The organism is Bradyrhizobium sp. HKCCYLRH3073, assembly GCF_051167995.1.
GTDB lineage: Bacteria > Pseudomonadota > Alphaproteobacteria > Rhizobiales > Xanthobacteraceae > Bradyrhizobium.
The window spans coordinates 278230-300444 of record NZ_JBNPUD010000003.1 but is presented as its reverse complement, the minus strand read 5'-3'; the positions used below and the strand labels follow the sequence as shown (position 1 = coordinate 300444).

The 22215-nt window shown below is 65.6% G+C and carries 20 protein-coding genes; 9 read left to right on the top strand and 11 right to left on the bottom strand.

Annotation, left to right across the window (positions count from 1 at the left end; genetic code table 11):
- The first annotated feature begins 10 nt into the window (after positions 1-10).
- Both ACQR1X_RS09055 and ACQR1X_RS09050 read left to right on the top strand, forming a co-directional pair.
- Positions 11-196, top strand: a complete 186-nt coding sequence (locus ACQR1X_RS09055) for a hypothetical protein (protein WP_009027935.1) — start codon at positions 11-13, stop codon at positions 194-196.
- Between the two features lie 14 nt (positions 197-210).
- On the top strand, positions 211-990 hold the full coding sequence (locus tag ACQR1X_RS09050; protein ID WP_434880925.1) for an SDR family NAD(P)-dependent oxidoreductase: 780 nt from the start codon (positions 211-213) through the stop codon (positions 988-990).
- Between the two features lie 9 nt (positions 991-999).
- Here ACQR1X_RS09050 and ACQR1X_RS09045 read toward each other — a convergent pair whose 3' ends face one another.
- A complete protein-coding gene (locus ACQR1X_RS09045) occupies positions 1000-2481 on the bottom strand; it encodes a caspase family protein (protein ID WP_434898682.1) in 1482 nt (493 codons plus the stop codon).
- Between the two features lie 494 nt (positions 2482-2975).
- Here ACQR1X_RS09045 and ACQR1X_RS09040 point away from each other — a divergent pair, with 494 nt between their 5' ends.
- A complete protein-coding gene (locus ACQR1X_RS09040; RefSeq protein ID WP_315800126.1) occupies positions 2976-4442 on the top strand; it encodes a DEAD/DEAH box helicase in 1467 nt (488 codons plus the stop codon).
- Between the two features lie 347 nt (positions 4443-4789).
- On the top strand, positions 4790-5857 hold the full coding sequence (locus ACQR1X_RS09035) for a GGDEF domain-containing protein (protein WP_434880923.1): 1068 nt from the start codon (positions 4790-4792) through the stop codon (positions 5855-5857).
- Positions 5858-5888: 31 nt separating this feature from the next.
- On the opposite strand, the gene ACQR1X_RS09030 is transcribed toward ACQR1X_RS09035, so the two are convergent.
- The 8 genes from ACQR1X_RS09030 to ACQR1X_RS08995 form a co-directional block, all read right to left on the bottom strand.
- Positions 5889-6446: a TfoX/Sxy family protein gene (locus ACQR1X_RS09030; RefSeq protein WP_434880922.1), complete on the bottom strand. Its 558-nt coding sequence runs from the start codon at positions 6444-6446 to the stop codon at positions 5889-5891.
- Positions 6447-6563: 117 nt separating this feature from the next.
- A complete protein-coding gene (locus ACQR1X_RS09025) occupies positions 6564-6953 on the bottom strand; it encodes a HesB/IscA family protein (protein ID WP_434845987.1) in 390 nt (129 codons plus the stop codon).
- 61 nt (positions 6954-7014) lie between these two features.
- Entirely contained in the window at positions 7015-7386 is a 372-nt protein-coding gene (locus ACQR1X_RS09020) for an SUF system Fe-S cluster assembly protein (protein WP_315800129.1), read from the bottom strand.
- Positions 7383-8630 (bottom strand): cysteine desulfurase, encoded by a 1248-nt coding sequence (locus ACQR1X_RS09015; RefSeq protein WP_434883127.1) that lies wholly within the window; start codon positions 8628-8630, stop codon positions 7383-7385. Before ACQR1X_RS09015 ends, ACQR1X_RS09020 begins: the two co-directional genes overlap by 4 nt.
- Complete coding sequence (sufD, locus tag ACQR1X_RS09010) at positions 8627-9940, bottom strand: Fe-S cluster assembly protein SufD (RefSeq protein WP_434885634.1); 1314 nt, start codon at positions 9938-9940, stop codon at positions 8627-8629. Before sufD ends, ACQR1X_RS09015 begins: the two co-directional genes overlap by 4 nt.
- A gap of 19 nt (positions 9941-9959) precedes the next feature.
- Complete coding sequence (gene sufC / locus ACQR1X_RS09005) at positions 9960-10712, bottom strand: Fe-S cluster assembly ATPase SufC (protein ID WP_315712154.1); 753 nt, start codon at positions 10710-10712, stop codon at positions 9960-9962.
- 114 nt (positions 10713-10826) lie between these two features.
- A complete protein-coding gene (gene sufB / locus ACQR1X_RS09000) occupies positions 10827-12323 on the bottom strand; it encodes a Fe-S cluster assembly protein SufB (protein WP_434898681.1) in 1497 nt (498 codons plus the stop codon).
- An 84-nt stretch (positions 12324-12407) separates the two neighbouring features.
- Entirely contained in the window at positions 12408-13571 is a 1164-nt protein-coding gene (locus tag ACQR1X_RS08995; protein WP_434898680.1) for a cysteine desulfurase family protein, read from the bottom strand.
- Between the two features lie 116 nt (positions 13572-13687).
- Between ACQR1X_RS08995 and ACQR1X_RS08990 the strand changes: the two genes are divergently transcribed.
- Together ACQR1X_RS08990 and ACQR1X_RS08985 are read left to right on the top strand one after the other, a co-directional pair.
- Entirely contained in the window at positions 13688-14539 is an 852-nt protein-coding gene (locus ACQR1X_RS08990) for a LytTR family DNA-binding domain-containing protein (protein WP_434898679.1), read from the top strand.
- A 333-nt stretch (positions 14540-14872) separates the two neighbouring features.
- Complete coding sequence (locus ACQR1X_RS08985; RefSeq protein ID WP_008971476.1) at positions 14873-15520, top strand: alpha/beta hydrolase; 648 nt, start codon at positions 14873-14875, stop codon at positions 15518-15520.
- Positions 15521-15708: 188 nt separating this feature from the next.
- Here the strand turns inward: ACQR1X_RS08985 and ACQR1X_RS08980 are convergent, their stop codons facing one another.
- Complete coding sequence (locus ACQR1X_RS08980) at positions 15709-16386, bottom strand: glutathione S-transferase family protein (RefSeq protein ID WP_434898678.1); 678 nt, start codon at positions 16384-16386, stop codon at positions 15709-15711.
- A gap of 81 nt (positions 16387-16467) precedes the next feature.
- A complete protein-coding gene (locus tag ACQR1X_RS08975; protein ID WP_434895171.1) occupies positions 16468-17571 on the bottom strand; it encodes an anhydro-N-acetylmuramic acid kinase in 1104 nt (367 codons plus the stop codon).
- A 194-nt stretch (positions 17572-17765) separates the two neighbouring features.
- Here ACQR1X_RS08975 and tyrS point away from each other — a divergent pair, with 194 nt between their 5' ends.
- From tyrS to ACQR1X_RS08960, 3 genes are all read left to right on the top strand, one after another.
- Positions 17766-19019: a tyrosine--tRNA ligase gene (gene tyrS / locus ACQR1X_RS08970; protein WP_316215725.1), complete on the top strand. Its 1254-nt coding sequence runs from the start codon at positions 17766-17768 to the stop codon at positions 19017-19019.
- A 56-nt stretch (positions 19020-19075) separates the two neighbouring features.
- On the top strand, positions 19076-20335 hold the full coding sequence (locus tag ACQR1X_RS08965; RefSeq protein ID WP_434898677.1) for an MFS transporter: 1260 nt from the start codon (positions 19076-19078) through the stop codon (positions 20333-20335).
- A gap of 143 nt (positions 20336-20478) precedes the next feature.
- Positions 20479-22176, top strand: a complete 1698-nt coding sequence (locus tag ACQR1X_RS08960; protein ID WP_434883134.1) for a methyl-accepting chemotaxis protein — start codon at positions 20479-20481, stop codon at positions 22174-22176.
- Positions 22177-22215: the final 39 nt, after the last annotated feature.

Here is a 22215-nt window from a genome sequence, read left to right as displayed (position 1 = left end):
GGAAGTGGCCATGCGGAGATTCCTGATGATCGGCGGCCTGCTTCTGCTCGCCGTCGGCCTGCTCTGGGTCGGCCAGGGCACCGGGGTGGTGGCATGGCCGCGGACGAGCTTCATGATCAACCAGCTGCAATGGGCCGGCTACGGCGTCGGCATGGGTGCACTCGGCCTGGTGATGATCTGGCAGGGCACCTGCTGACGTCTGACAACAACATGGAGACACGACATGGCGGCCGCTTCGACCTGAGTGGCAAGGTTGCGATCGTGACAGGAGGCAACGGCGGAATCGGCCTGGGGATGGCGCGCGGGCTTGCCGATGCCGGCGCCGACATTGCCGTGGTCGGCCGCAACGAAGCCAAGTCACAGGCGGCGGCGGCTGATCTCGCCGGTCGCGGCGGCCGTGCCATCGCCGTCACAGCCGACGTCAGCGACAAGGACGACGTCGCCGCCATGGTCGCGCGCGTGGCCAGCGAGCTCGGTCGTATCGACATCCTCATCAACAATGCCGGCATGAGCATTCGCAAGCCGCCGCACGTGCTCGAGCTGGAGGAGTGGCAGCAGGTGATCGACACCAATCTCACCAGCGCGTTCCTGTGCTCGAAGGCCGCCTACCCGGCCCTCAAGGCGAGCGGCGGCGGCAAAATCATCAACATCGGCTCGATGCTGTCGATCTTCGGCGCCAGCTTCGCGCCGGCCTACGCGGCCAGCAAAGGCGGCATCGTGCAGTACACGCGCGCCTGTGCCTGCGCCTGGGCGCCCGATAACATCCAGGTCAACGCGATTCTGCCGGGCTGGATCGACACCGACCTGACGCGCGCGGCGCGTAGCCAGATCGACGGCCTGCACGACCGCGTGCTGGCGCGCACGCCCGCGGCACGGTGGGGCGACATCGACGACTTCGCCGGCATCGCGACGTTCCTGAGTTCGCCGTCCTCCGACTTCGTCACCGGCACAGCCATCCCCGTTGACGGCGGCTATTCGATCATGGCGTGAGCCGGCGCCTCAGCGCCGAAAGCTCTTGATCTCGGAGACGCTGCCATCGCGATAGGTCAGCTCCACCGAGACGAACTTCGTCGCCGGCGGCAGCTTCAAATAGGGCGTGGCGTTGGAGGGAATCGCAATGGGATCGCGCATGTCGCAGCCGGGCATGTTGAGGACCTTGTCCGGCACCGCCGTGTCGATGCCGATGCGGACCTCGCGGATGGCGCAGCGATACGACATCAGGTGCGTGTAGTAGACCAGGAGGCCGTTGAACTCGCGGAACGACAGCCAGCTCGTCGCGGTCATGTCGAGGATCTTGCGCTGGTCGTGCACCAGCGCGGCCTCCGGCTCGAAGCGGATCGGGAACGGTCCCTGCATCTCGCCGGATGCATCGACATAGCGGACCTGGATGGTGCCCGCGGGCGCATCCGCCGGCAGCTGGATCGAGGGATTGGGCATGCGCTTGCGCGTGCGCGGATCGAGCACGTCCATGAAGCCTGTCTCGCGAAACTCTCCTGCGTCGCCCATGCGCCAGGAAATGCCGAGCGTCGGATCGGCGATCGAGAAGGTGACGGTCCAGCCGCCATTGTGGCGCGAGAACATCGCGATCGGTGCGTTCAGGCTCTCGTTCGCCGGCGGAATGCGCGGCGCGGAGACGGGAGGCAGCGCCGCAAGCTTCTGCTGCGGCTCGGCCGGCTTGTCGGCCGCAGCCGGCCCCTTCGCCATGCCGTTGAGAAAGACATCGTCGACCATCTGGTCGAAATAGACCGGGATCTGCTTGTGCCGCACGGTCTCGGCGAGCTCGCTGACCACGCGGCGGGTGCGCTGCGCGACCTGCACCAGATTGACGCCGGGCTGTGTCAGCTCCTTGGCGAAGGTGCGCGTGAACACCGAGTTCGGATTGGCGTCATCGTTGGAGAGACGGTCGAGCGCGGTCTGGCGTGGGCCGGCCGAGAACACCGAGAATACGCCTTCGGGCAACTGCGTCATCGGCGCCAGGCCGCCCCCGCCCGCCACCGCGCGCGTGCCCGAGCGCTCGAACGGATTGTTGCGGCAGGCATCGAACACCAGGATCGAGGTGCGCGCCTTCTTGTTCTGCAGCCGCTCGATGACGCGGTCCGCGAGGATCGAGGCGTCGCGCACCAGCTCTTCCTGGCCTTCGGTGGCCGCGGGCACGTCGGTCGGCAACAGGAAGTTCTGGCCCGCGATCTCGAAGCCATGACCGGCATAGAAGAAGAACGCGGTGTCGCCCGGCTCGACGGCGTTGTCGAACGCCAGCAGCGTCTGGCTGAACTGCTGGCGATTGAGATTCTCCGCGACCATGACGTTGAAGCCGAGCTGCTTCAGCGTGTCGCCCATCATCCGCGCGTCGTTGACGGCCTTCTGCAGCTTCGGCACGAACCGGTAGTCGTTATTGCCGATCACGAGCGCGACGCGCTTCTCGGCATGCGCGGCCGGCGCCAGAACCACCGCCAGCATCGCCAGCCCGCACGTCAGCCACATCCGCATCGATCTCATCGTCCGTCCCTGCACTCATCGCGTGGGCTGCCGCCCTCGGATAGTCGACGGCACGCCGCCACCGGTTCATCCCCGGGGCACACGCGGCTGCTCCCCCCGCCGAACACACGCCGCAATTCCGTCGACAATTCGACCGGAGCGCTTTCCGCGACCGGCCGCCAGTGCTTCGGAGCACCCGAATGCGACAGCTCGACGACAGGTTGCCTGCAAATAATGCAAAAACATTAAGCTTTTTCGGTACTTCGCCCCCCTCTTCCATTGACTTTGCAGGATTCGCCCCTATCTTCCGCAGCAGCGCGGCCGGATCGCATCCGATTCCTGAGAAATTGACCGCGGGCCGGCGCTAGTCAGAAAACCCCCAGCTTCCTTAGAGCATGCCGTTTCGGGGTTGAGCGCGACCACAGCCTTTTACCCTCGATTCCTAACGGCGGCGTCGAATAGAGGCCCCGTCGCCTATCGGCGCGTGACATAGAGGCTCGATGTCTTTTTCCAATCTCGGCTTGTCCGACAAGGTGTTGGCTGCAGTTGCGGCCACCGGCTACACCAACCCGACCCCCATTCAGGAACAGGCGATTCCTCATGTGCTGGCGCGCCGCGACGTGCTCGGCATCGCCCAGACCGGTACCGGCAAGACCGCCGCTTTCGTCCTGCCGATGCTCACGATCCTCGAAAAGGGCCGCGCCCGCGCGCGAATGCCACGCACCCTGATCCTGGAGCCGACCCGCGAGCTGGCGGCCCAGGTCAAAGAGAACTTCGATCGCTACGGCGCCGGACAGAAGCTCAATGTCGCCCTGCTGATCGGCGGCGTCTCCTTCGGCGACCAGGACGCCAAGCTGACCCGCGGGGTCGACGTGCTGATCGCCACGCCGGGCCGACTGCTCGATCATACCGAGCGCGGCGGCCTTCTCCTCACTGGCGTCGAGTTGCTGGTCATCGACGAAGCCGACCGCATGCTCGACATGGGCTTCATTCCCGACATCGAACGCATCTGCAAGCTCGTTCCCTTCACCCGCCAGACCCTGTTCTTCACCGCGACCATGCCGCCGGAAATCCGGCGCATCACCGAAGCCTTCCTGCACAATCCGCAGAAGGTCGAGGTCTCCAAGCCGGCGACGACAGCCGTCACGGTGACCCAGTTGCAGGTGCCGTCGGGACGCGAGGCGCATCAGAAGCGCGAGGTGCTGCGCAGGCTGTTGCGGGACGCCAAGGATCTCAACAACGCGATCATCTTCTGCAACCGCAAGCGTGACGTCGCCATCGTTCACAAGTCGCTGCAGAAGCATGGCTTCAGCGTCGGCGCCCTGCACGGCGACATGGACCAGTCGGCCCGCACCGCCGCGCTCGATCAATTCCGCAAGGGCGAACTGCCATTGCTCGTCGCCTCCGACGTCGCCGCACGCGGCCTCGACATTCCCGAAGTCAGCCACGTCTTCAATTTCGACGTGCCGCATCATTCGGACGACTACGTTCACCGCATCGGCCGTACCGGCCGCGCCGGACGGACCGGCACTGCAATCTCGATCGTGGCTCCGGCCGACCAGAAGTCGATGGTCGCGATCGAGAAGCTGATCGGACAAGGCATTCCCACCATCGAAGGCGACTACGAGGTGCAGGAATCCTCGGGCGACGAGGACAGCCGTGAGCGGCGTCCGCGCGACGCCGCGCGTCGCGGCAGCCGCGGCAAGGCGCGGGAGCGCGATGCGGGATCGCGTGATCGTGATGCAGCTCCGCGCGAGCGCGATCGTGAGCCGCGGCCAGCAGCGCCGCGCGCCGCCCAGGCAGCTTCTCCCCGGCCTGCTGCGCCGAGCGCCCGCAAGGAACAACCGCGTAACGAACAGCCTCGCAATGAAGCGCGGCGGCCGCGGCGCGACCACGACAACGAGCCTGCCGATCATTCACATCTGCCGGCGTTCCTGCTTCGCCCGGTGCGGGCCCCGCTTCCCTGAGCGAGTACAAGATTCCGGGCTGCGCGACATGCGGCCGCCCGGACTGTCGCGTCCGCGATGATCAGTTGCTGCATTCGTCGTACTTGACTGGAGTCGACATCGCCGAGCCCTCGGCGCATGCGCGCGTGCGCGAATAGTTCCAGCTCGCGTCAGCAAGTTCCCGCAGCATCCTATGCAGCTCATTGAACATATGCGGTGCCGGTCCCAGATGAACGGCTCGTGCGCATATCCGGGACTCTACGGCCGTATTTACCCCTGGTTCACAAACGTCCTTTAGCTTGGCCGGCATTGTTTATTTCATTGCTGTGACGACGACGGCGACGCGGGCGATTTGGGGGGAACCTGTGGTGGTCAATGCGCTTGACGAACACGAACGCACGATAGGCTTCGCCGAAGTCGCGCTCAGCCAGATCAGAACGCTCCGCCATTCGGCCAATCCGCGCAACTACGAGATCTGGTACGTCTACGCGACGGGCTACAACGCACCGCTGAACGAGATCATCAACGAGACTCTGTCCCGCAACGGCAAGCTGTCGCAGTCCGATCTCGATCAGCTCTACGACTCCTACCTCGCGCATCTCAAGACCTCGGACCGCATCGACAAGGTCGGCGCGCGCGTCGTCGGCGAGATCGATGACCTCATGAGCATGCTCAGCGATGCTCTCGGCAGGACGGCGAGCTACGATGCGACCCTCGCGGGCGCCGATCTGCGGCTTGCATCGGCCACCAGCCGCGAGCAACTGGTCGACATCATCGAGGCGCTAGCCCATTCGACCAAGCAGATGCGGGAAACCAACCGCATCCTCGAAGAGCGGCTGACGCTGTCGAAGGATGAGATCAGCGGGCTGCAGCACAGTCTGGAGGTGATCCGGGCCGAGAGCCTGACCGATCCGCTCACCGGGCTCGGCAATCGCAAATATTTCGACCGGATGATCGAGACGACGGTGCAATCGGGGCTCGCGACCCAGCAGCCACTATCGCTGCTGATGTTCGACATTGACCATTTCAAGTCCTTCAACGACTCCTACGGACATCTCACCGGAGACCAGGTGCTGCGGCTGGTCGGGATGACCCTGAAGCATGCCATCAAGGGCCAGGACATCGCCGCGCGCTACGGCGGCGAGGAGTTCGCCGTCGTGCTGCCGAACACCACGCTGCAGCACGCACTGACGGTGGCCGATCACATCCGCCGCGCCGTGACGGCAAAGGAGCTGAAGAAGAAATCGACCGGCGAGATCCTGGGACGTGTGACGATCTCGGTCGGCCTGTCCCTGCTGCGGGCCGGCGACGACACCGATACGCTGATCGAACGCGCCGACGCCTGCCTCTATGCCGCCAAGCGCAGCGGGCGCAACAAGGTGGTGTGCGAGAACGATCCCGAATATGCGGCTGCCACCCGCGGCCAGGTTGCCTGACGGCAAGCTGGCCGGCCGAGCGTCGAGAGCATCAGCGCGTCCGCAATGATGCTGAGCGCGACGTCTGCCGGCCCCGCACGGCCGTCGAGCTGCGCGTCTTGCGGCCGGCGGGCGCCTTGTCCGCGCCCTTGCCAACGCTCTTGGCCACCTTCCCCGTCTTGACCGGCTTGGTCGTTTTCGCTGCTGTTTTGGTCGCTCCGGATTTGCTCCGGCCACGCGCCGGCACCGGCTCGCTGGGCGGCGCAGCCCGCTTCTTGCTGGTCCGCTTGCTCAAGGCGGCCCGTTGCGCCGCCGCAAACGCATCTCTCGCCCATGCCGCGAACTCATCGGTGTCGTCGAACAGATGCGCCGGCACCTGCCAATACGAGCGCACCGTCATGGTCCGCGCGCGCGTCTCGTAGGAGAACGGCTTGGATCCAGCCTCCTCAAACCTGGCGAACGTGGCCTCATCGGCGCGCAGATAGAGACCGCTGCGCAGCGCGAGCGCAAAGTTGATGCCGTCGGCGGAGATGCCGAAGCCGGAGAACATCCGCCGGATCGTGACCGGACCGAAGCCGGCGAACAGATCGGTCAGGAATTCGCGGTCCATCGCGCCAGCTCCCGCCAACACCCAGTTGCTCGCCTGGAGTTTTCGGTCGGGAAGGTGGCGTGTGTCAATGTCCGGAACGCGACAGGGTCCGGTGCCGTCCCGGTGGAAAGCGGACGATCAGACCTCTGCTGGCTTCAGCTGCACCGACTCGCCGCAGCCGCAGGCGCTGATCTGGTTCGGGTTGTTGAACACGAACTGGGCCTGCATCTTGTCGGCCTGATAGTCCATCTCGGTCCCAAGCAGAAACAGCACGGCCTTGGGATCGACCAGGATCTTGACGCCCTTGTCCTCGACCACCTCGTCGGTCGGCCGGATATCGTGGGCATATTCGACCGTATAGGACTGTCCGGCGCAGCCGCCGTTCTTGACACCGACCCGAAGGCCGATGATCTCGGACTCGGCGCGATCGGTCAGCTCGCGGATGCGCGTGGCTGCCGCATCGGTCAGCCGCATCACCTGCGGACGGGGCCGCGGCTTGGGCTTGCTGGCAACTGGCGTGTTCGTCATATCGGTCATCTGGTCAATCCCGGCGTTCGATCAATCCCGACCGCCATTCAAACGTCGTGCCTCACCACATGTTGAGGACGAGGCGGGCCTCGTCGCTCATCCGGTCCGGCGTCCATTGCGGCTCCCAGACAATGCTCACATTGACCACGCCGACCCCCGGAACGCTGGCGATCGCGTTCTCGACCATGGTCGGCAGCTCGCCGGCCGCCGGACAGTTCGGCGTCGTCAAGGTCATCATCACGTCGACGCTGCGGTCGTCCTTGATGTCGACCTTGTAGATCAGGCCGAGCTCATAGATGTCGGCCGGGATCTCCGGGTCGAACACCGTCTTCAGCGCTGCGATGATCTCGGTGGAAAGCCGCTCGGTCTCCTCCGGCGGCAGCGCCGAATGGGTTTCGACAGTCTGAGTTTTGACGTCGGCCGTGTCGGTCATGCAAACAATTCCCGCGCCTTGATCAATGCCTGTGCAAGCTGATCGACCTCTTCCCTCGTATTGTACATGCCAAACGAGGCCCTGCAGGTCGCCGTGACGTTGAATCTCTCCAAAAGCGGCATCACGCAGTGCGTGCCCGCACGCACCGCGACGCCCTGGCGGTCGATCACGGTAGCGATGTCATGAGCATGCGCCCCCTTCATCTCGAACGAGATCACCGGCCCCTTGCCCTTGGCGGTGCCGATCAGCCGCAGCGAGTTGATCTCGCGCAGTCGATCCTGGGCATAGGTGAGCAGGTCGTGCTCATGCGCGGCGATGCGCTCCTTGCCGACCGAGTTGACGTAATCGATCGCGGCGCCCAGCCCGACCGCCTCGACGATCATCGGGGTGCCCGCCTCGAACTTGTGCGGCGGATCGCCGTAGGTGACCCAGTCGCGCGCAACCTCGCGGATCATCTCGCCGCCGCCATTGTAGGGGCGCATGGCAACGAGGTGGTCGTATTTGGCGTAGAGCACGCCGATCCCGGTCGGCCCGTACAGCTTATGGCCGGTGAAGACGTAGAAGTCGCAGTCGATGTCCTGGACGTCGATGGCGAGGTGCACGGCGGCCTGGCTGCCGTCGACCAGCACCGGGATGCCGCGCGCATGCGCAATCCGAACGACCTCCTTCACCGGCACGAGCGTGCCCAGCATGTTCGACATCTGCGTGATCGCGACCAGCTTGGTCCTGGGCGTCAGCAGCTTCTCGAACTCGTCGATCAGGAAGTTGCCGTCATCGTCGACCGGGGCCCACTTGATCACCGCGCCCTGCCGCTCCCTGAGGAAATGCCAGGGGACGATGTTGGAATGGTGCTCCATGATCGAGAGCACAATCTCGTCGCCCTCGCCGATGTTCGGCCCGCCCCACGACGACGCGACCAGATTGATCGCCTCGGTCGCGTTGCGGGTGAAGATGATCTCCTCGCTGCGGCGCGCATTGAGGAAGCGCGTGACCCGCTCCCGGCCGCCCTCATAGGCTTCCGTGGCGGCATTGGCGAGATAATGCAGGCCGCGATGCACGTTGGCATATTCGCTGGTATAGGCCCGCGTCATGCGGTCGAGCACCGCGCGCGGCTTCTGCGCCGAGGCGGCGTTGTCGAGATAGACGAGCGGCTTGCCGTAGACCTGCAGCGCCAGCGCCGGAAAATCCTCGCGGATGCGGGCGACGTCGTAGGATCCGTTGGAGACGGCGGGATGCGTGCTCATGCGCGCGCCTCCATCCAGTCCTGGGCGGCAGCGATGACGCGCTCGCGCAAGGAATCGTCCTCGATCGCCTCGATGGCTTCGCCGACGAAGGCCTGGATCAGCAGCGCCTGGGCCTGCTTCTCCGGCAGGCCGCGGGCCTGCAGATAGAACAACAGGCTGTCGTCGAGCGCGCCGGCGGTGGCGCCATGGCCGCAGGAGACGTCGTCGGCGAAGATCTCGAGTTCGGGCTTGCTGTCGGCCTCGGCCTCGTCGGACAACAGCAGCGCCCGCGTCATCATCTTGCCGTCGGTCTGCTGCGCGTCGGGGCGGACGATGATGCGGCCCTGGAACACCGAATGGGCGCGATCGTCGAGCACCGCGCGAAAGTTCTCGCGGCTGGTGCAGCCGGGCACCGCGTGATCGACCACCAGCGTCAGGTCGCCATGCTGCCTGTCGCGCAGCAGGTTGACGCCGTTGATGATCAGCTCGCTGCCTTCGCCCTTGAGAGTGATGAAGCCCTGCAGACGACTGACGGCGCCGCCGGTCGTCATGTTGAAGAGATTGAGTTTCGACCGCGCACCGACCTCGTACTTGGCGGACGTGATGTTAACGGCATCCCTGGCATCGCGCATCAGGCGAATGGTGGACAACGCAGCGTCGTCACCGAGGGAGACGACCACGGCGTCATTGGCCTGATAGCCCGAGGCGCCATCGGCGGCGATCGCGCTTTCGATCAAGGTGGCCTGCGCGCCGTTCCCCACCGAAAGATGCGAGCGACTGGCACGCGATGCCTGCGATGCCGTCGCGATGTGAATGATCTGCAGCGGATGCGAGAGCTTTGCACCATCCGCCACGGAGATCAGGACTCCGTCGGTCGCGAGCGCACCGTTCAACAGCACCATCGCATCGTTGACGGTCGTCTCCAGCAGCCGCTCGCTGCCGGCGCTCTGCAGCGCCTCGCGCAGCGTGTGAACCTTGACACCATCTTCGGAGGCCGAGATGTCCGAGAGCTCCGCCACGAACACGCCGTCGACCAGCACCAGCTTCCGAGCACCGTCGACGGCAACAGAAGCCAGCACGGTTTTTGCCCGCGCCAGCGCCGCCGCGTCCGGCGCGCCTGCCAGCGGCAGCACCTCGCGCATCAGCGCACGCAGATCGGTGTACTTCCATTCCTCGATACGACGGTGCGGCAGGCCGGTGCGCTCGAAGGCCGAGAAGGCTTCGCGCCGGATATCGACCACCTTGCCGGTGCCGGGCAGACGGCCCAGAGCGGCAGAGAGCAAGCTGCTCGCCGCCGGACCGCTGTCGTTCTTGACCAAAGCTACGTTCATCACAGATCCATTCGCGAGCTCAGGCCGCGTCTTCGAACTGGGCGTAGCCGGACGCCTCCAGCTCGAGCGCGAGCTCCTTGCCGCCGCTCTTCACGACGCGGCCCTTCGACATCACGTGAACGACGTCGGGCACGATGTAGTTCAGGAGGCGCTGATAGTGGGTGATCACGATCATCGAGCGCTCCGGCGAACGCAGCGCGTTGACGCCGTCGGCGGCGATGCGCAGCGCGTCGATGTCGAGGCCGGAATCCATCTCGTCGAGGATGCAGAGCGACGGCTGGAACAGCGCCATCTGCAGCACCTCGTTGCGCTTCTTCTCGCCGCCGGAAAAGCCGACATTGACGCCGCGCTTGAGCATGTCCTGCGGAATGCTGAGCGATTTCGAGATCTCGCGCACCTTCCTGAGGAAGTCCGGCGTCGAATATTCCTCCTCGCCGCGCGCCTTGCGCTGCGCGTTCAGCGCTGTCCGCAGGAAGGTCATGGTCGCGACGCCGGGGATCTCCACCGGGTACTGGAACGCCAGGAACACGCCCTTGGCGGCACGCTCGTCCGGTGCCATGGCGAGCAGATCCTCGCCCTTGAACAGGATCTCGCCGCCGGTCACCTCATAGCCCGGCTTGCCGGCGATGACGTGGGACAGCGTCGACTTGCCGGAGCCGTTCGGCCCCATGATCGCATGCACCTTGCCGGCGTCGATCGACAGCGTCAGCCCGTGGAGGATCTCGCGCTCCTCGACGCGGACCTGCAGGTTGTTGATTTCGAGTAGTGCCATGATCTGTTTCCGCTCAACACTTGCCCTGGCGCCACCGATCCATCGGGCCCAAAGGACGTATGATATCGATATCAGCACGAGCGGGCCGCGCCGCGGCCCTGCTGCAATATGACCTCAGCCGACCGAACCTTCGAGGCTGATCGAGATCAGCTTCTGCGCCTCGACTGCGAACTCCATCGGGAGCTGCTGCAGCACGTCCTTGACGAAGCCGTTGACGACCAGGCCGACCGCCTCCTCCTGCGAAAGACCGCGCTGGATGCAGTAGAACAGCACGTCTTCGGAGATCTTGGACGTGGTCGCCTCGTGCTCGAAGGTGGCCGAGGAGTTCTTGGCCTCGATATACGGCACGGTATGCGCACCGCATTTGTCGCCGATCAGCAGCGAATCGCAGGCAGTGAAGTTGCGCGCGCCGGTCGCCTTGCGATGCGCGGTGACCAGGCCACGATAGGTGTTCTGCGATTTGCCGGCAGCGATTCCCTTGGAGATGATGCGGCTCGACGTGTTCTTGCCGAGATGGATCATCTTGGTGCCCGAGTCGACCTGCTGGAAGCCGTTCGAGATCGCGATCGAATAAAATTCACCGCGAGAGTTATCGCCACGCAGGATGCAGCTCGGATATTTCCAGGTGATCGCCGATCCCGTCTCGACCTGGGTCCAGGAAATCTTGGAATTATCGCCGCGGCAGTCGCCACGCTTGGTGACGAAGTTGTAGATGCCGCCCTTGCCTTCCGAATTGCCCGGATACCAGTTCTGCACCGTCGAGTACTTGATCTCGGCATCATCCAGCGCGACCAGCTCGACCACCGCCGCGTGCAGCTGGTTCTCGTCGCGCTGCGGCGCGGTGCAGCCCTCGAGATAGGACACGTAGGCGCCCTTGTCGGCGATGATCAGCGTGCGCTCGAACTGGCCGGTGTTGCGCTCGTTGATGCGGAAATAGGTCGACAGCTCCATCGGGCAGCGCACGCCCGGCGGGATATAGACGAACGAGCCGTCGGAGAAGACGGCCGAGTTCAAGGTCGCGTAGAAATTGTCGGAGGTCGGCACCACGCTGCCGAGATATTTCTGCACCAGCTCGGGATGCTCGCGGATCGCTTCCGAGATCGGCATGAAGATCACGCCCGCCTTCTTCAGCTCCTCCTTGAACGTCGTCGCCACCGACACCGAATCGAACACGGCGTCGACTGCGATCTTGCGGCTCTCGGGGCTGCCAGCGCCGAGCACCGGCTCGACGCCCTCGAGGATCGCGACCTCGCGGAGCGGAATGCCGAGCTTCTCGTAGGTCTTCAGAATCTCCGGATCGATCTCGTCGATCGAGGAGAGCTGCTTCTTCGGCTTGGGCGCGGCGTAATAATACAGATCCTGGAAGTCGATCTTGGGGTAGTCGACGCGCGCCCAGGTCGGCTCCTGCATGGTCAGCCAGCGGCGATACGCCTCCAGTCGCCATTCGAGCATCCAGGCGGGCTCGTTCTTCTTGCCCGAGATGAAGCGGATCGTGTCTTCGGAAAGCCCCTTGGGAGCCTTCTCGGATTCGATGAGTGTCTCGAACCCATAACGATATTGGTCGACGTCGATCCGCCTGACGCGGTCGACCGTCTCTTGTACGGCTGGCATTCCATCCTCCGCTCGCGGTTTCAAGGACCGCGGTGGACACGTTCTGGAACCGTCTTACGACGTTTCGCGGACGAAATCACGCCCTTAGAATCGCTCAAGCACGGTTTCGTCGCCACCTTTAAGTAGGGTCAATGACAGCTTTCGCCAAGCCTGCAGGCACCGGTCGACATCCGCCTCGGTCGTGGACCAGCCCAGACTGAGGCGCACCGCTCCCTGCGCCGCTGCGGAACCGACGCCCATCGCTTCCAGGACATGGGATGGCTGGACCTTACCGGACGAGCAGGCCGAGCCGGAAGACACCGCGATCCCTTCGAGATCGAACCCGATCACGGCCGTCTCGGCCTTGAGCCCCGGCGCCGTGAACAGCGTCGTATTCGGAAGCCGCGCCGCTTCGGAGGAAAATACCGTCACGCCGGCGGTCTGACGAAGGCCCGTCTCCAGCCGGTCGCGCAGCGCCGTGATCCGGGGCAGGTCGACCTCGAGCACAGCCAGGGCAGCGCCGGCTGCGGCGCCAAATCCGGCAATTCCGGCCACGTTTTCGGTTCCAGCCCGGCGACCGCGCTCCTGGCCGCCACCGCGGAGAACCGGAATCGGCTCCTCCACGCCGGCGCCCAGAACCAGCGCGCCGACGCCCTTCGGTCCGCCGATCTTGTGCGCAGAGATGGTCACAAGGTCCGCGCCCATCTGTTTGATATCGAGGGGTATTTTCCCAAATGCCTGGACCGCGTCGACATGCAGCAGGCCGCCCGCCTGGTACACGATCTCAGCAACTTTCGAAACCGGTTGAAGCACCCCGGTCTCGTTGTTGGCGGCCATCACCGACACCAGCGCCGGCGGCCCGCCGGCCAGCAGGGCTTCCAGGCGGCCGGGATCGACCACGCCGGAGGCATCGACCGGGATCGTCTGCACCGCAGATGGCGCGAACCGGCCGCCGGCCAGCACCGAGGCATGCTCGACCGCCGACACCAGCAGCCGCTCGACCGGGCCGGCCGGCGCCCGCAGACCTGGGCTCAAAGCGAGCGCATTGGCCTCGGTTCCGCCGGAGGTGAACACCACGCGGCGCGCGACGGTACCGAGCCCGCGGGCGATGACCTCGCGGGCCTCCTCCATCAGCCGCCGTGCCTTGCGGCCTTCGGCGTGAACCGACGAGGGATTGCCGACCAGGTCCATGGCGGCGATCACCGCCGCGCGCGCTTGCGGTCGAAGCGGCGTCGTCGCGTTCCAGTCGAGATAGATCCTGTCGGCCATCGGTCCGTTCATATCAACTCGGGCCACGAACGACCATGGCTCGTCGGCACCATGATGATGCGCGACGGCCAGCGTGGTATCGTCGGGCGCGAGATTGAGATAGCGGGTCCGGTGCCATGAACAAGCTTGTCGGCTCGATGCTGCGTCCGAATGATCGGAGCTTCTACGCCATCATGGCCGGGCTCTCGCTCGGCATCGGCGTCGTCAACGCCCTCTCGGCCGCCCACGATGCCGTCAGGCGGGGAGCCGCCTATGATCTGGAAAAGCAGCTGCTGTGGGAGATGACGAGCATCGTCGTCATCATCCTGCTGGCGCCGTTGCTGGTCGTCACCGTTCGATTGATCCGGCGGGGCCCGGCCGCCCCTGTCCGTCTCATCGCGCTCGCCGTTGCCGCCGTCATCGTCTTCTCCCTGCTCCACATCACCGGCATGGTGATGCTGCGCAAGCTGCTGATGTGGGGCGCTGGCGGCGCCTACGACTTCCAGTTCTCGCTCGCCACCATCGTGTACGAGTTCCGCAAGGACGTCATGACGGCGCTGCTCATCGGTGCCACGCTCTGGCTATATGACGGCTATCGCGCGAGCGCCCTCCAAGAGCCGACACGGCGATCCGAGCCTCCTGCCCCTGCCACGCTCTGGCTGCGCGACGGCGCGAGCCGCATCCGCGTCGCGCCGGCCGACATCCTGTGGGTCGCTGCGGCCGGCAACTACGTGGAATACGCCATGGCCGACGGCAGGCGACATCTGATCCGCGGTACCTTGTCGGCCGCCGAGGCCGAACTCGCCCGCTTCGCGCTGGTGCGCATCCATCGCGGCCGGCTCGTCAACATGACCAGGGTCACCGCGCTTTCGGTTCTGCCATCAGGCGAGTTCGACCTGACCTTCGACGGCGGCCAATCCGTCCAGGGCAGCCGCCGCTATCGCAGCGCGGTTGCGCCATGGGAGCAGACGGTGGTGGCGGCGCGCTGAAGCGGCCGCGGCTGGTGACGAAAACGCCTGTATTTTCATCAGATTGCAGGCGCATTCGGGGCACGCTCCGCGGCCGCCTCGGCCCGCAGCCGCTTCGAGGGCGCGCTCGGCATCCCTGCCGCAGCCGCCTTGCCGGGCGTTGAAAATCCTTGCTTTTTGCCCTGCGCTCCATGCTAGAAGGCCAACTTCCAGTCACGCCAGCGCCGCTCCGTCCAAGCGAACGGATGGCGCTCGATCACCACTTTTCCTGCTGATGTCCCCTGCTGAACTCGTCGGCGAGGCGCCAGATGAAGCATGGACGAAGTCGGTCGACGCTCTGCCAAGGATTCTCTGATGCCTGAAGTCATCTTCAACGGTCCGGCCGGCCGCCTCGAAGGCCGTTACCATCCGGCGAAGCAGAAGAACGCGCCGATCGCGATGATCCTGCATCCGCATCCGCAGTTCCACGGCACGATGAACCATCAGATCGTGTACCAGTGCTACTACGCCTTCGCGCATCGCGGCTTCTCGGTGCTGCGCTTCAATTTCCGCGGCGTCGGCCGCAGCCAAGGCTCGTTCGACCACGGCACCGGCGAGCTGTCCGATGCGGCCTCCGCGCTCGATTGGGCGCAGACCATCAACCCCGAGGCGCGCGCCTGCTGGGTTGCCGGCTTCTCGTTCGGCGCCTGGATCGGCATGCAGCTCCTGATGCGCCGCCCGGAAGTCGAGGGCTTCATCTCGATCGCGCCGCCCGCCAACCTCTACGACTTCTCGTTCCTGGCGCCCTGCCCGTCCTCCGGCCTGATCGTGCACGGCGAGCGCGATGCGGTGGTGCCGCCCAAGGACGTCAACACGCTGGTCGAGAAGCTGAAGACGCAGAAGGGCATCGTGATCGACCAGCAGGTCATCCCCGGTGCCAACCACTTCTTCGACGGCAAGCTCGAGCCGCTCATGGAGACGATCACGGCCTATCTGGACATGCGCCTCGCCAATGTGAGGTGAGGCCGGCTGAAAGCGACGATCTGTAGGGTGGGCAAAGGCGCGATCGACGCTTCGTCAACATGGATGATCGCCAACGCGCCGTGCCCACCGACTTCATGTGAGCATGCTGAGCCAATGGTGGGCACGCGATCAGATCAGCGCGTTGCGCCGATCTGATCGCTTTGCCCACCCTACGCTCGCGTACTTCCTCACGCCGCCTGCTTCAACAAATACGCTTGGTGTCGCGCGAGGAATGCGCGGAGCAGTTGCGGATAGTCGGCGCTGACCGCCGTCGTCACGCTCGGCCGCTGCGCGAGCTGATCACGCCAGGCCCGAACCTTCGGCGTTGACGCAAAGATGCCGAGATCGCCGTAACCATCGAACACATCGAAATAGCGAAAGATCGGCGCGAACACCGCGTCGACCAGGCTGAAGCGCACGCCATCGAAATACGGTCCCTCGCCCAGCGCGTCCTCGACGCGGGCGAACTTCGCCGTCAGCGCCTCGCGCTTCGCGCCGAACACGGCAGCATCCTGCGTCGTCTCCAGGCCCCAGAGATCGCCGAGGATCGCCGAGCCGAACTCCATCCAGGCGCGATGCTGCGCGCGCTGGAGCGCGTCATCGGGATGCAGCCTAGCTCCGGGCTGCGCGTCCTCGATGTACTCGCAGATCACGTTGCTCTCGAACACCGCCACCTCGCCCTGCGCCGTCGGCACCACCAGCACCGGCACCTTGCCGAGCGGCGCGATCTTCAGGAACCAGTCGGGCTTGTCGGCAAGATCGATGTCGATCCGCTCGAACGCGACACCCTTCTCGGTGAGCGCGATGACGGCGCGTTGCACATAGGGGCAGAGCTTGTGGCTGATCAGTTTCAGGGAGGGCGACATGACATCCTCGGCAGTTTGATGCAGATGCATCAAACTAGATGCACACGCATGGAACTGTCAAGATTCATGCAATTGCATGGATCACGGACGCGCGATCACTCCGCCGGTCATCGGAAACGGCACCCCGGTGGTGGTGGGATAGCTCAGCGGCAGGCCCTTCATGCCGCGCACCGCCAGGAAGCCGAATGCCTGGGCCTCGATGGCGTCAGCCGACCAGCCCAGCGCATCGGCCGATTCGACGCTCGCCGGCGCGACGCGCTCCCGCAGCATCCGCATCATGGTATGGTTGCGGGCCCCGCCGCCGCACACGATCCAGCTCGCCGGCGGCTTCGGCAGCAGCGGGACGATGCGGGCGATCGCAGCCGCCGTGAACGCCGTCAGGGTCGCGGCCCCGTCCGCCGGCGTCACATCGCCGAGCTTCAGCGCGGCGAAATCGTTGCGGTCGAGCGATTTCGGCGGCGGCAGCGCGAAGAAGGGCATGTCAAGCGCGCGGGCGATCCAGGCCTCGTCCGGCCTGCCCTGCTCCGCCACGCGGCCATCCTGATCGAACGCCTGGCCGGTCGTGCGGTGCATGAAGTCGTCGAGCAGCGCATTGCCCGGACCGGTGTCGCAGGCGATCAGCACGTCGTCGCCATCGATATAGGTGATGTTGGAGACGCCGCCGATATTGACCACGGCGATCGGCCCGGGGCGTGACAGCGATTGCGCCAGGGCACGGTGATAGACCGGCACGAACGGCGCGCCCTGCCCGCCGAAATCGACGTCGGCGGCGCGGAAATCGTGCATCACCGGGATATGGACGGACTTGGCGAGCGCGGCGGCATCGCCGATCTGCACCGTCAGGCGGCGTTCCGGGCGGTGCAGCACGGTCTGCCCATGGAAGCCGATGATGTCGATATCCTCGGGCTTGAGCCGGTGCTGCGCCAGGAACGCGGCGATCGCCTCGGCGTGCGCCACCGTCACGGCGCGCTCGGCATCGCGTACCCGCCCGGGACGCGCCTCGCGCCGCTCGATCTGCACCGCATCGGCGAGCGCCTCGCGCAGCAGGCTGCGCTCGGCGGCGCCATAGGCCCGGTAGCCCGTGGGGCCGAGCCTCTTGATCTGCCGCCCGTCGGTCTCGATCAGGGCCACGTCCACCCCGTCGAGCGAGGTGCCACTCATGAGGCCAAGTGCGGTCAGAATCATTGCAGTCGAACCCGAAAACCCTGCCCTGCTTGCCAAGTACGGCCGATTTGAGGTCCCGCCCGGGCCGCGCCCATGCTTGTACAAGCCCGGCGCATCTTATAATGCCACAACGCCCGTATCCGCGGCATGTGCCCTACCGCACCCCGCCGCGACAAGCGGTCAATACCGTAAACAAATGCTCAGAGTCGCCGACAATGACTGGCTTCAAGTCTGATTTCCTGAACGTGCTGCAGAGCCGCGGATTCATCCATCAGTGCTCGGATTTCGAGGGCCTGGATGCGCTCGCCGCCAAGGGTCAGGCGACCGCCTATGTCGGCTATGACTGCACCGCACGCTCGCTGCACATCGGCAACTTCCTGACCATGATGATGCTGTACTGGCTGCAGCAGACCGGAAACAAGCCGATCACCCTGATGGGCGGCGGCACCACCATGGTCGGCGATCCCTCCGGCAAGGACGAGACCCGCGCGATGCGCACCGTCGAGGAGATCGAGGCCAACAAGGCCTCGATCCGCGGCGTGTTCGCCAAGGTGCTGCGCTACGGCGACGGCGCGACAGATGCCATCATGCTCGACAACGCCGAATGGCTGACCCAGCTCAAGTGGATCGAGATGCTGCGCGACATCGGCCGGCACTTCTCGGTCAACCGCATGCTGACCATGGACTCGGTGAAGCTGCGGCTCGAGCGCGAGCAGGAGATGAGCTTCATCGAGTTCAACTACATGGTCTGCCAGGCCTACGACTTCGTCGAGCTGGCGCGCCGCACCGGCTGCCGGCTGCAGATGGGCGGCTCGGACCAGTGGGGCAACATCGTCAACGGTGTCGAGCTCGGCCGCCGCATGGGCACCGAACAGCTCTTCGCGCTGACGACACCGCTGCTGACCACCGCCTCGGGCGCCAAGATGGGCAAGACCGCGCAGGGTGCGATCTGGCTCAACGCCGACCAGTGCAGCCCGTATGATTTCTGGCAGTACTGGCGCAACACCGAGGACGCCGACGTCGTCAAGTTCCTCAAGCTGTTCACGACGCTGCCGCTGTCGGAGATCGAAAAGCTCGGCGCGCTCCAGGGCGCCGAGATCAACGAGGCCAAGAAGGCGCTGGCGGATGCGGCGACCACCTTGCTGCACGGCAAAGAAGCGGCCGACACCGCGGCCGAGACCGCGCGCCGCACCTTCGAGGAAGGTGCGATCGCCGAGAATCTGCCGACGGTCGAGGTCGCCAGGAGCGAGCTCGATGCCGGGCTCGGCGTGCTCAGCGCCTTCGTCAAGGCCGGGCTCGTCGCTTCCAATGGCGAGGCGCGGCGGCAGATCAAGGGGGGCGGCCTGCGCGTCAACGACGTCGCGGTCACCGACGAGAAGATGGCGCTGACACAGGCGGAGCTCACCAGCGAGGGCGTGATCAAGCTGTCGTTGGGCAAGAAGCGCCATGTGCTGGTGAAGCCTGCATAGCCGCATTCGCTTTTGCCTGCTTGTCAGGGAACGCCGAAAGGCGCTCCCATGACGGCATGACGATCAGCGCGCCGCAAGAGCCTGCGCAAGCCGAGGAAAGCCCGACAGCTCGACCACGAACGCACCTGGCGTTCGTGGTGCTGGGCCTGTGCTTCGCGCTGTCGGTGCTCGGCCGCGGGCTGGGAGAAAGCTTTACCGTCTTCCTCAAGCCGATCTCCGACGGCTTTGGCTGGGACCGCTCCGAGGTGGTCTCGATCTATTCGCTGACGGCGCTCGCCGGCGGCCTCGCCGCGCCGCTGATCGGACGGCTGTTCGACCACTCCGGACCACGCGCCGTCTATGCGCTCGGCCTCCTGCTGCTCGGCACAGCCTTCACGGCCGCGGCGCAGGCGCGGGCGCTGTGGCAGTTCCAGATCAGCATCGGCCTGTGCGTCGGCATCGGCATCGCGCTGATCGGCAACGTCCCCAACTCGATCCTGCTCGGCCGCTGGTTCGGCAAGAAGCTGCCGACCGCGATGGCGGTGATCTATTCGGCGACCGGAGCCGGCGTGCTGATCCTGCTGCCGGGCTCGCAACTGCTGATCGACGCGATCGGCTGGCGCAGCACCTATCAGGCGTTCGGCGCTGCAGCCTTCATTCTGCTAGTGCCGCTGGCGCTGCTGCCGTGGCGGCTGTTCGCCGCCGGCGCGCCCCACATCACCAGGCCGATCGCCGATGAGTTCGCCGAGGACGCCTGGACCTTGTCGCGCGCGCTGCGCCACCACGCCTTCTGGGCGCTGTTCTCGACCTTCTTCTTCACCGCCATCGGCATGTATGCGATCGCGCCGCAGGTCGTCGCCTATCTGATCGATGCGGGCTTTGCGCCGCTGCAGGCCGCCACCGCCTGGGGCTTCTCGGGCGTAGTGCTGCTGTTCGGCATGCTCGGCGTCTCCGCGCTCGACGGGCTGATCGGCCGGCGGCCGTCGGTGCTGTTCTCCTACGCCGTATCGATCGCAGGAATCCTGATGCTGTGGGCGCTGCAATTTGCGCCGAACATCTTCCTGCTCGGCGGCTTCGTCGTCTGCTTCGGCAGCATGATCGGCTCGCGCGGGCCGCTGTTGTCGGCCACCGCGATGAAGATCTTCCGCGGCAGGCGGCTCGGCACCATCTACGGCACGATCACGATCGGCAGCGGGCTCGGCTCGGCGCTGGGCTCATGGAGCGGCGGCGTCATCCACGATCTCACCCACGGCTATGATGCCGTCATTCTGCTCGCGCTCGTCAGCGTCGTCATCGGCATGGTCCCGTTCCTGGTCGTTCCAGCCCTTCGCACGTAGTTGGCGCACGGTCCAAATACGATGTGCTTGCGCGCGCCGAGTGCCGCCCGTCCACATAGTGGACGGCGCGCAACGACCACGCATTCATGATTAGTAAGCAGCTTGATGATAGTTGTTTCGGCAACAAGAACGACGAGGACGCCGTGACACTGCTCAGCCGCATGAAGTTCCGCACCAAGCTCGCGAGCATGGTGATCCTTGCGATCGCGACGGTGATCGCGATCGTGGCCGTCTCCGGCTGGCTCAGCCGCGCGCGGATGCTGGAAGACCGCATCACTCAGATGCATACCGCGGTGGACCTCGTCTACGGTCTCGCAGAGACGCTGCAGACGGAGGTCGCGGCAGGAAAGATGTCGGTGGACGAGGCCAAGAACAAGTTCCGCTATCTTGCGCGACGAATGACGTTCAACAACGGCCAGGGATATCCGATCGCCTACAACGCGGCCGATTCGGCGCTTCTTCTGAATGCCGCCAACGAGAAACTGGAGGGCAAGATCCTCGGCACCAAGGACGCCAACGGCGTCATGATCGCCGATGCGCAGATCAAGGCCGCGCAGCAGAAACCCGAAGGCAGCACGACCTCCTACCTCTATCCGCGGCCCGGCCAGACCGAGCCGCTGCGGAAGGTCGTCTTCGTCCGCGCCTTCGCGCCGTGGAACATCGTCATGAGCTACGGGCTCTATGTCGACGACATCGAAGCGGACGTCTATGCCCTGCTGATGCGGCTCGCCGGCATCGGCGCGGTGCTGCTCGTGCTGCTCGGCCTCCTGTCCTTCCTGATCTCGCACAATGTGGTCGGCGGGCTGCATCGGCTGAAGGACCGCATGCAGGATATCGCCGGCGGGCGGCTCGAGCAGCCGGTCGCCGAGACCGAACGCGGCGACGAGATCGGCCGCATGGCCGAGACCCTGGAGGTACTGCGCAAGACCGCGATCACCGCCCGCATGCTGGAGCATGAGCAGGCCGCATCCAAGCAGCGCAGCGAAGCGGACAAGCGCGACGCGCTGATCGCGATGGCCGACCGCTTCGATGCCTCCGTCGGCCAGCTCGTGGCCCTGATGGCGTCCGGCGCCGGAGAGCTCGAGGCCACGGCGAAATCGATGACCGGCACCGCCGAGAGCACCAATGCGCGCGCGACCGCCGTCAGCTCCGCCGCGAATGAAGCGAGCTCGCGCGTCCAGACGGTCGCCACCGCCGCCGAGGAATTGACCTCGTCGATCACCGAGATCAGCCGTCAGGTCGCCCAATCGGCCGAGGTTACCGGACGCGCCGTCGAAAGCGCGCGCCATACCGACGGGATCGTCCGCGCCCTGGCCGACGGCGCCAAGCAGATCGAGCACGTCGCCGAGCTGATCTCCAGCATCGCGGGCCAGACCAACCTGCTGGCGCTCAACGCCACGATCGAGGCCGCGCGCGCCGGCGAAGCCGGGCGCGGCTTCGCGGTGGTCGCAGCGGAGGTGAAGAGCCTGGCCAGCCAGACCGCACAGGCCACGCAGGAGATCGGCGACCGCATCGCCCAGATCCAGAACGCGACGCGGGAAGCGGTCGGCGCGCTCGACGGCATCACCCTGACCATCGAGGAGGTGTCCGCGATCGCGGCCACGATCGGATCGGCGATCGAGGAACAGGGAACGGCCACCGCGGAGATCGCGCGCAACGTCACCCAGACCGCGCAGGCCACCCGCGAGGTCACCGCTAATATCGGCGGCGTCTCGACGGCGGCCAACGAGACCGGCGGCGCCGCGAGCCACGTGCTGATCGCCGCCGGCAACCTCTCCAAGCAGGCCGAGCAGCTCTCCCGCGAGGTCGACACCTTCCTTGCTGGCGTCAGAGCGGCCTGACCGCATCGATCCGCTCTGTTGACGTCGCCGACGCGACGG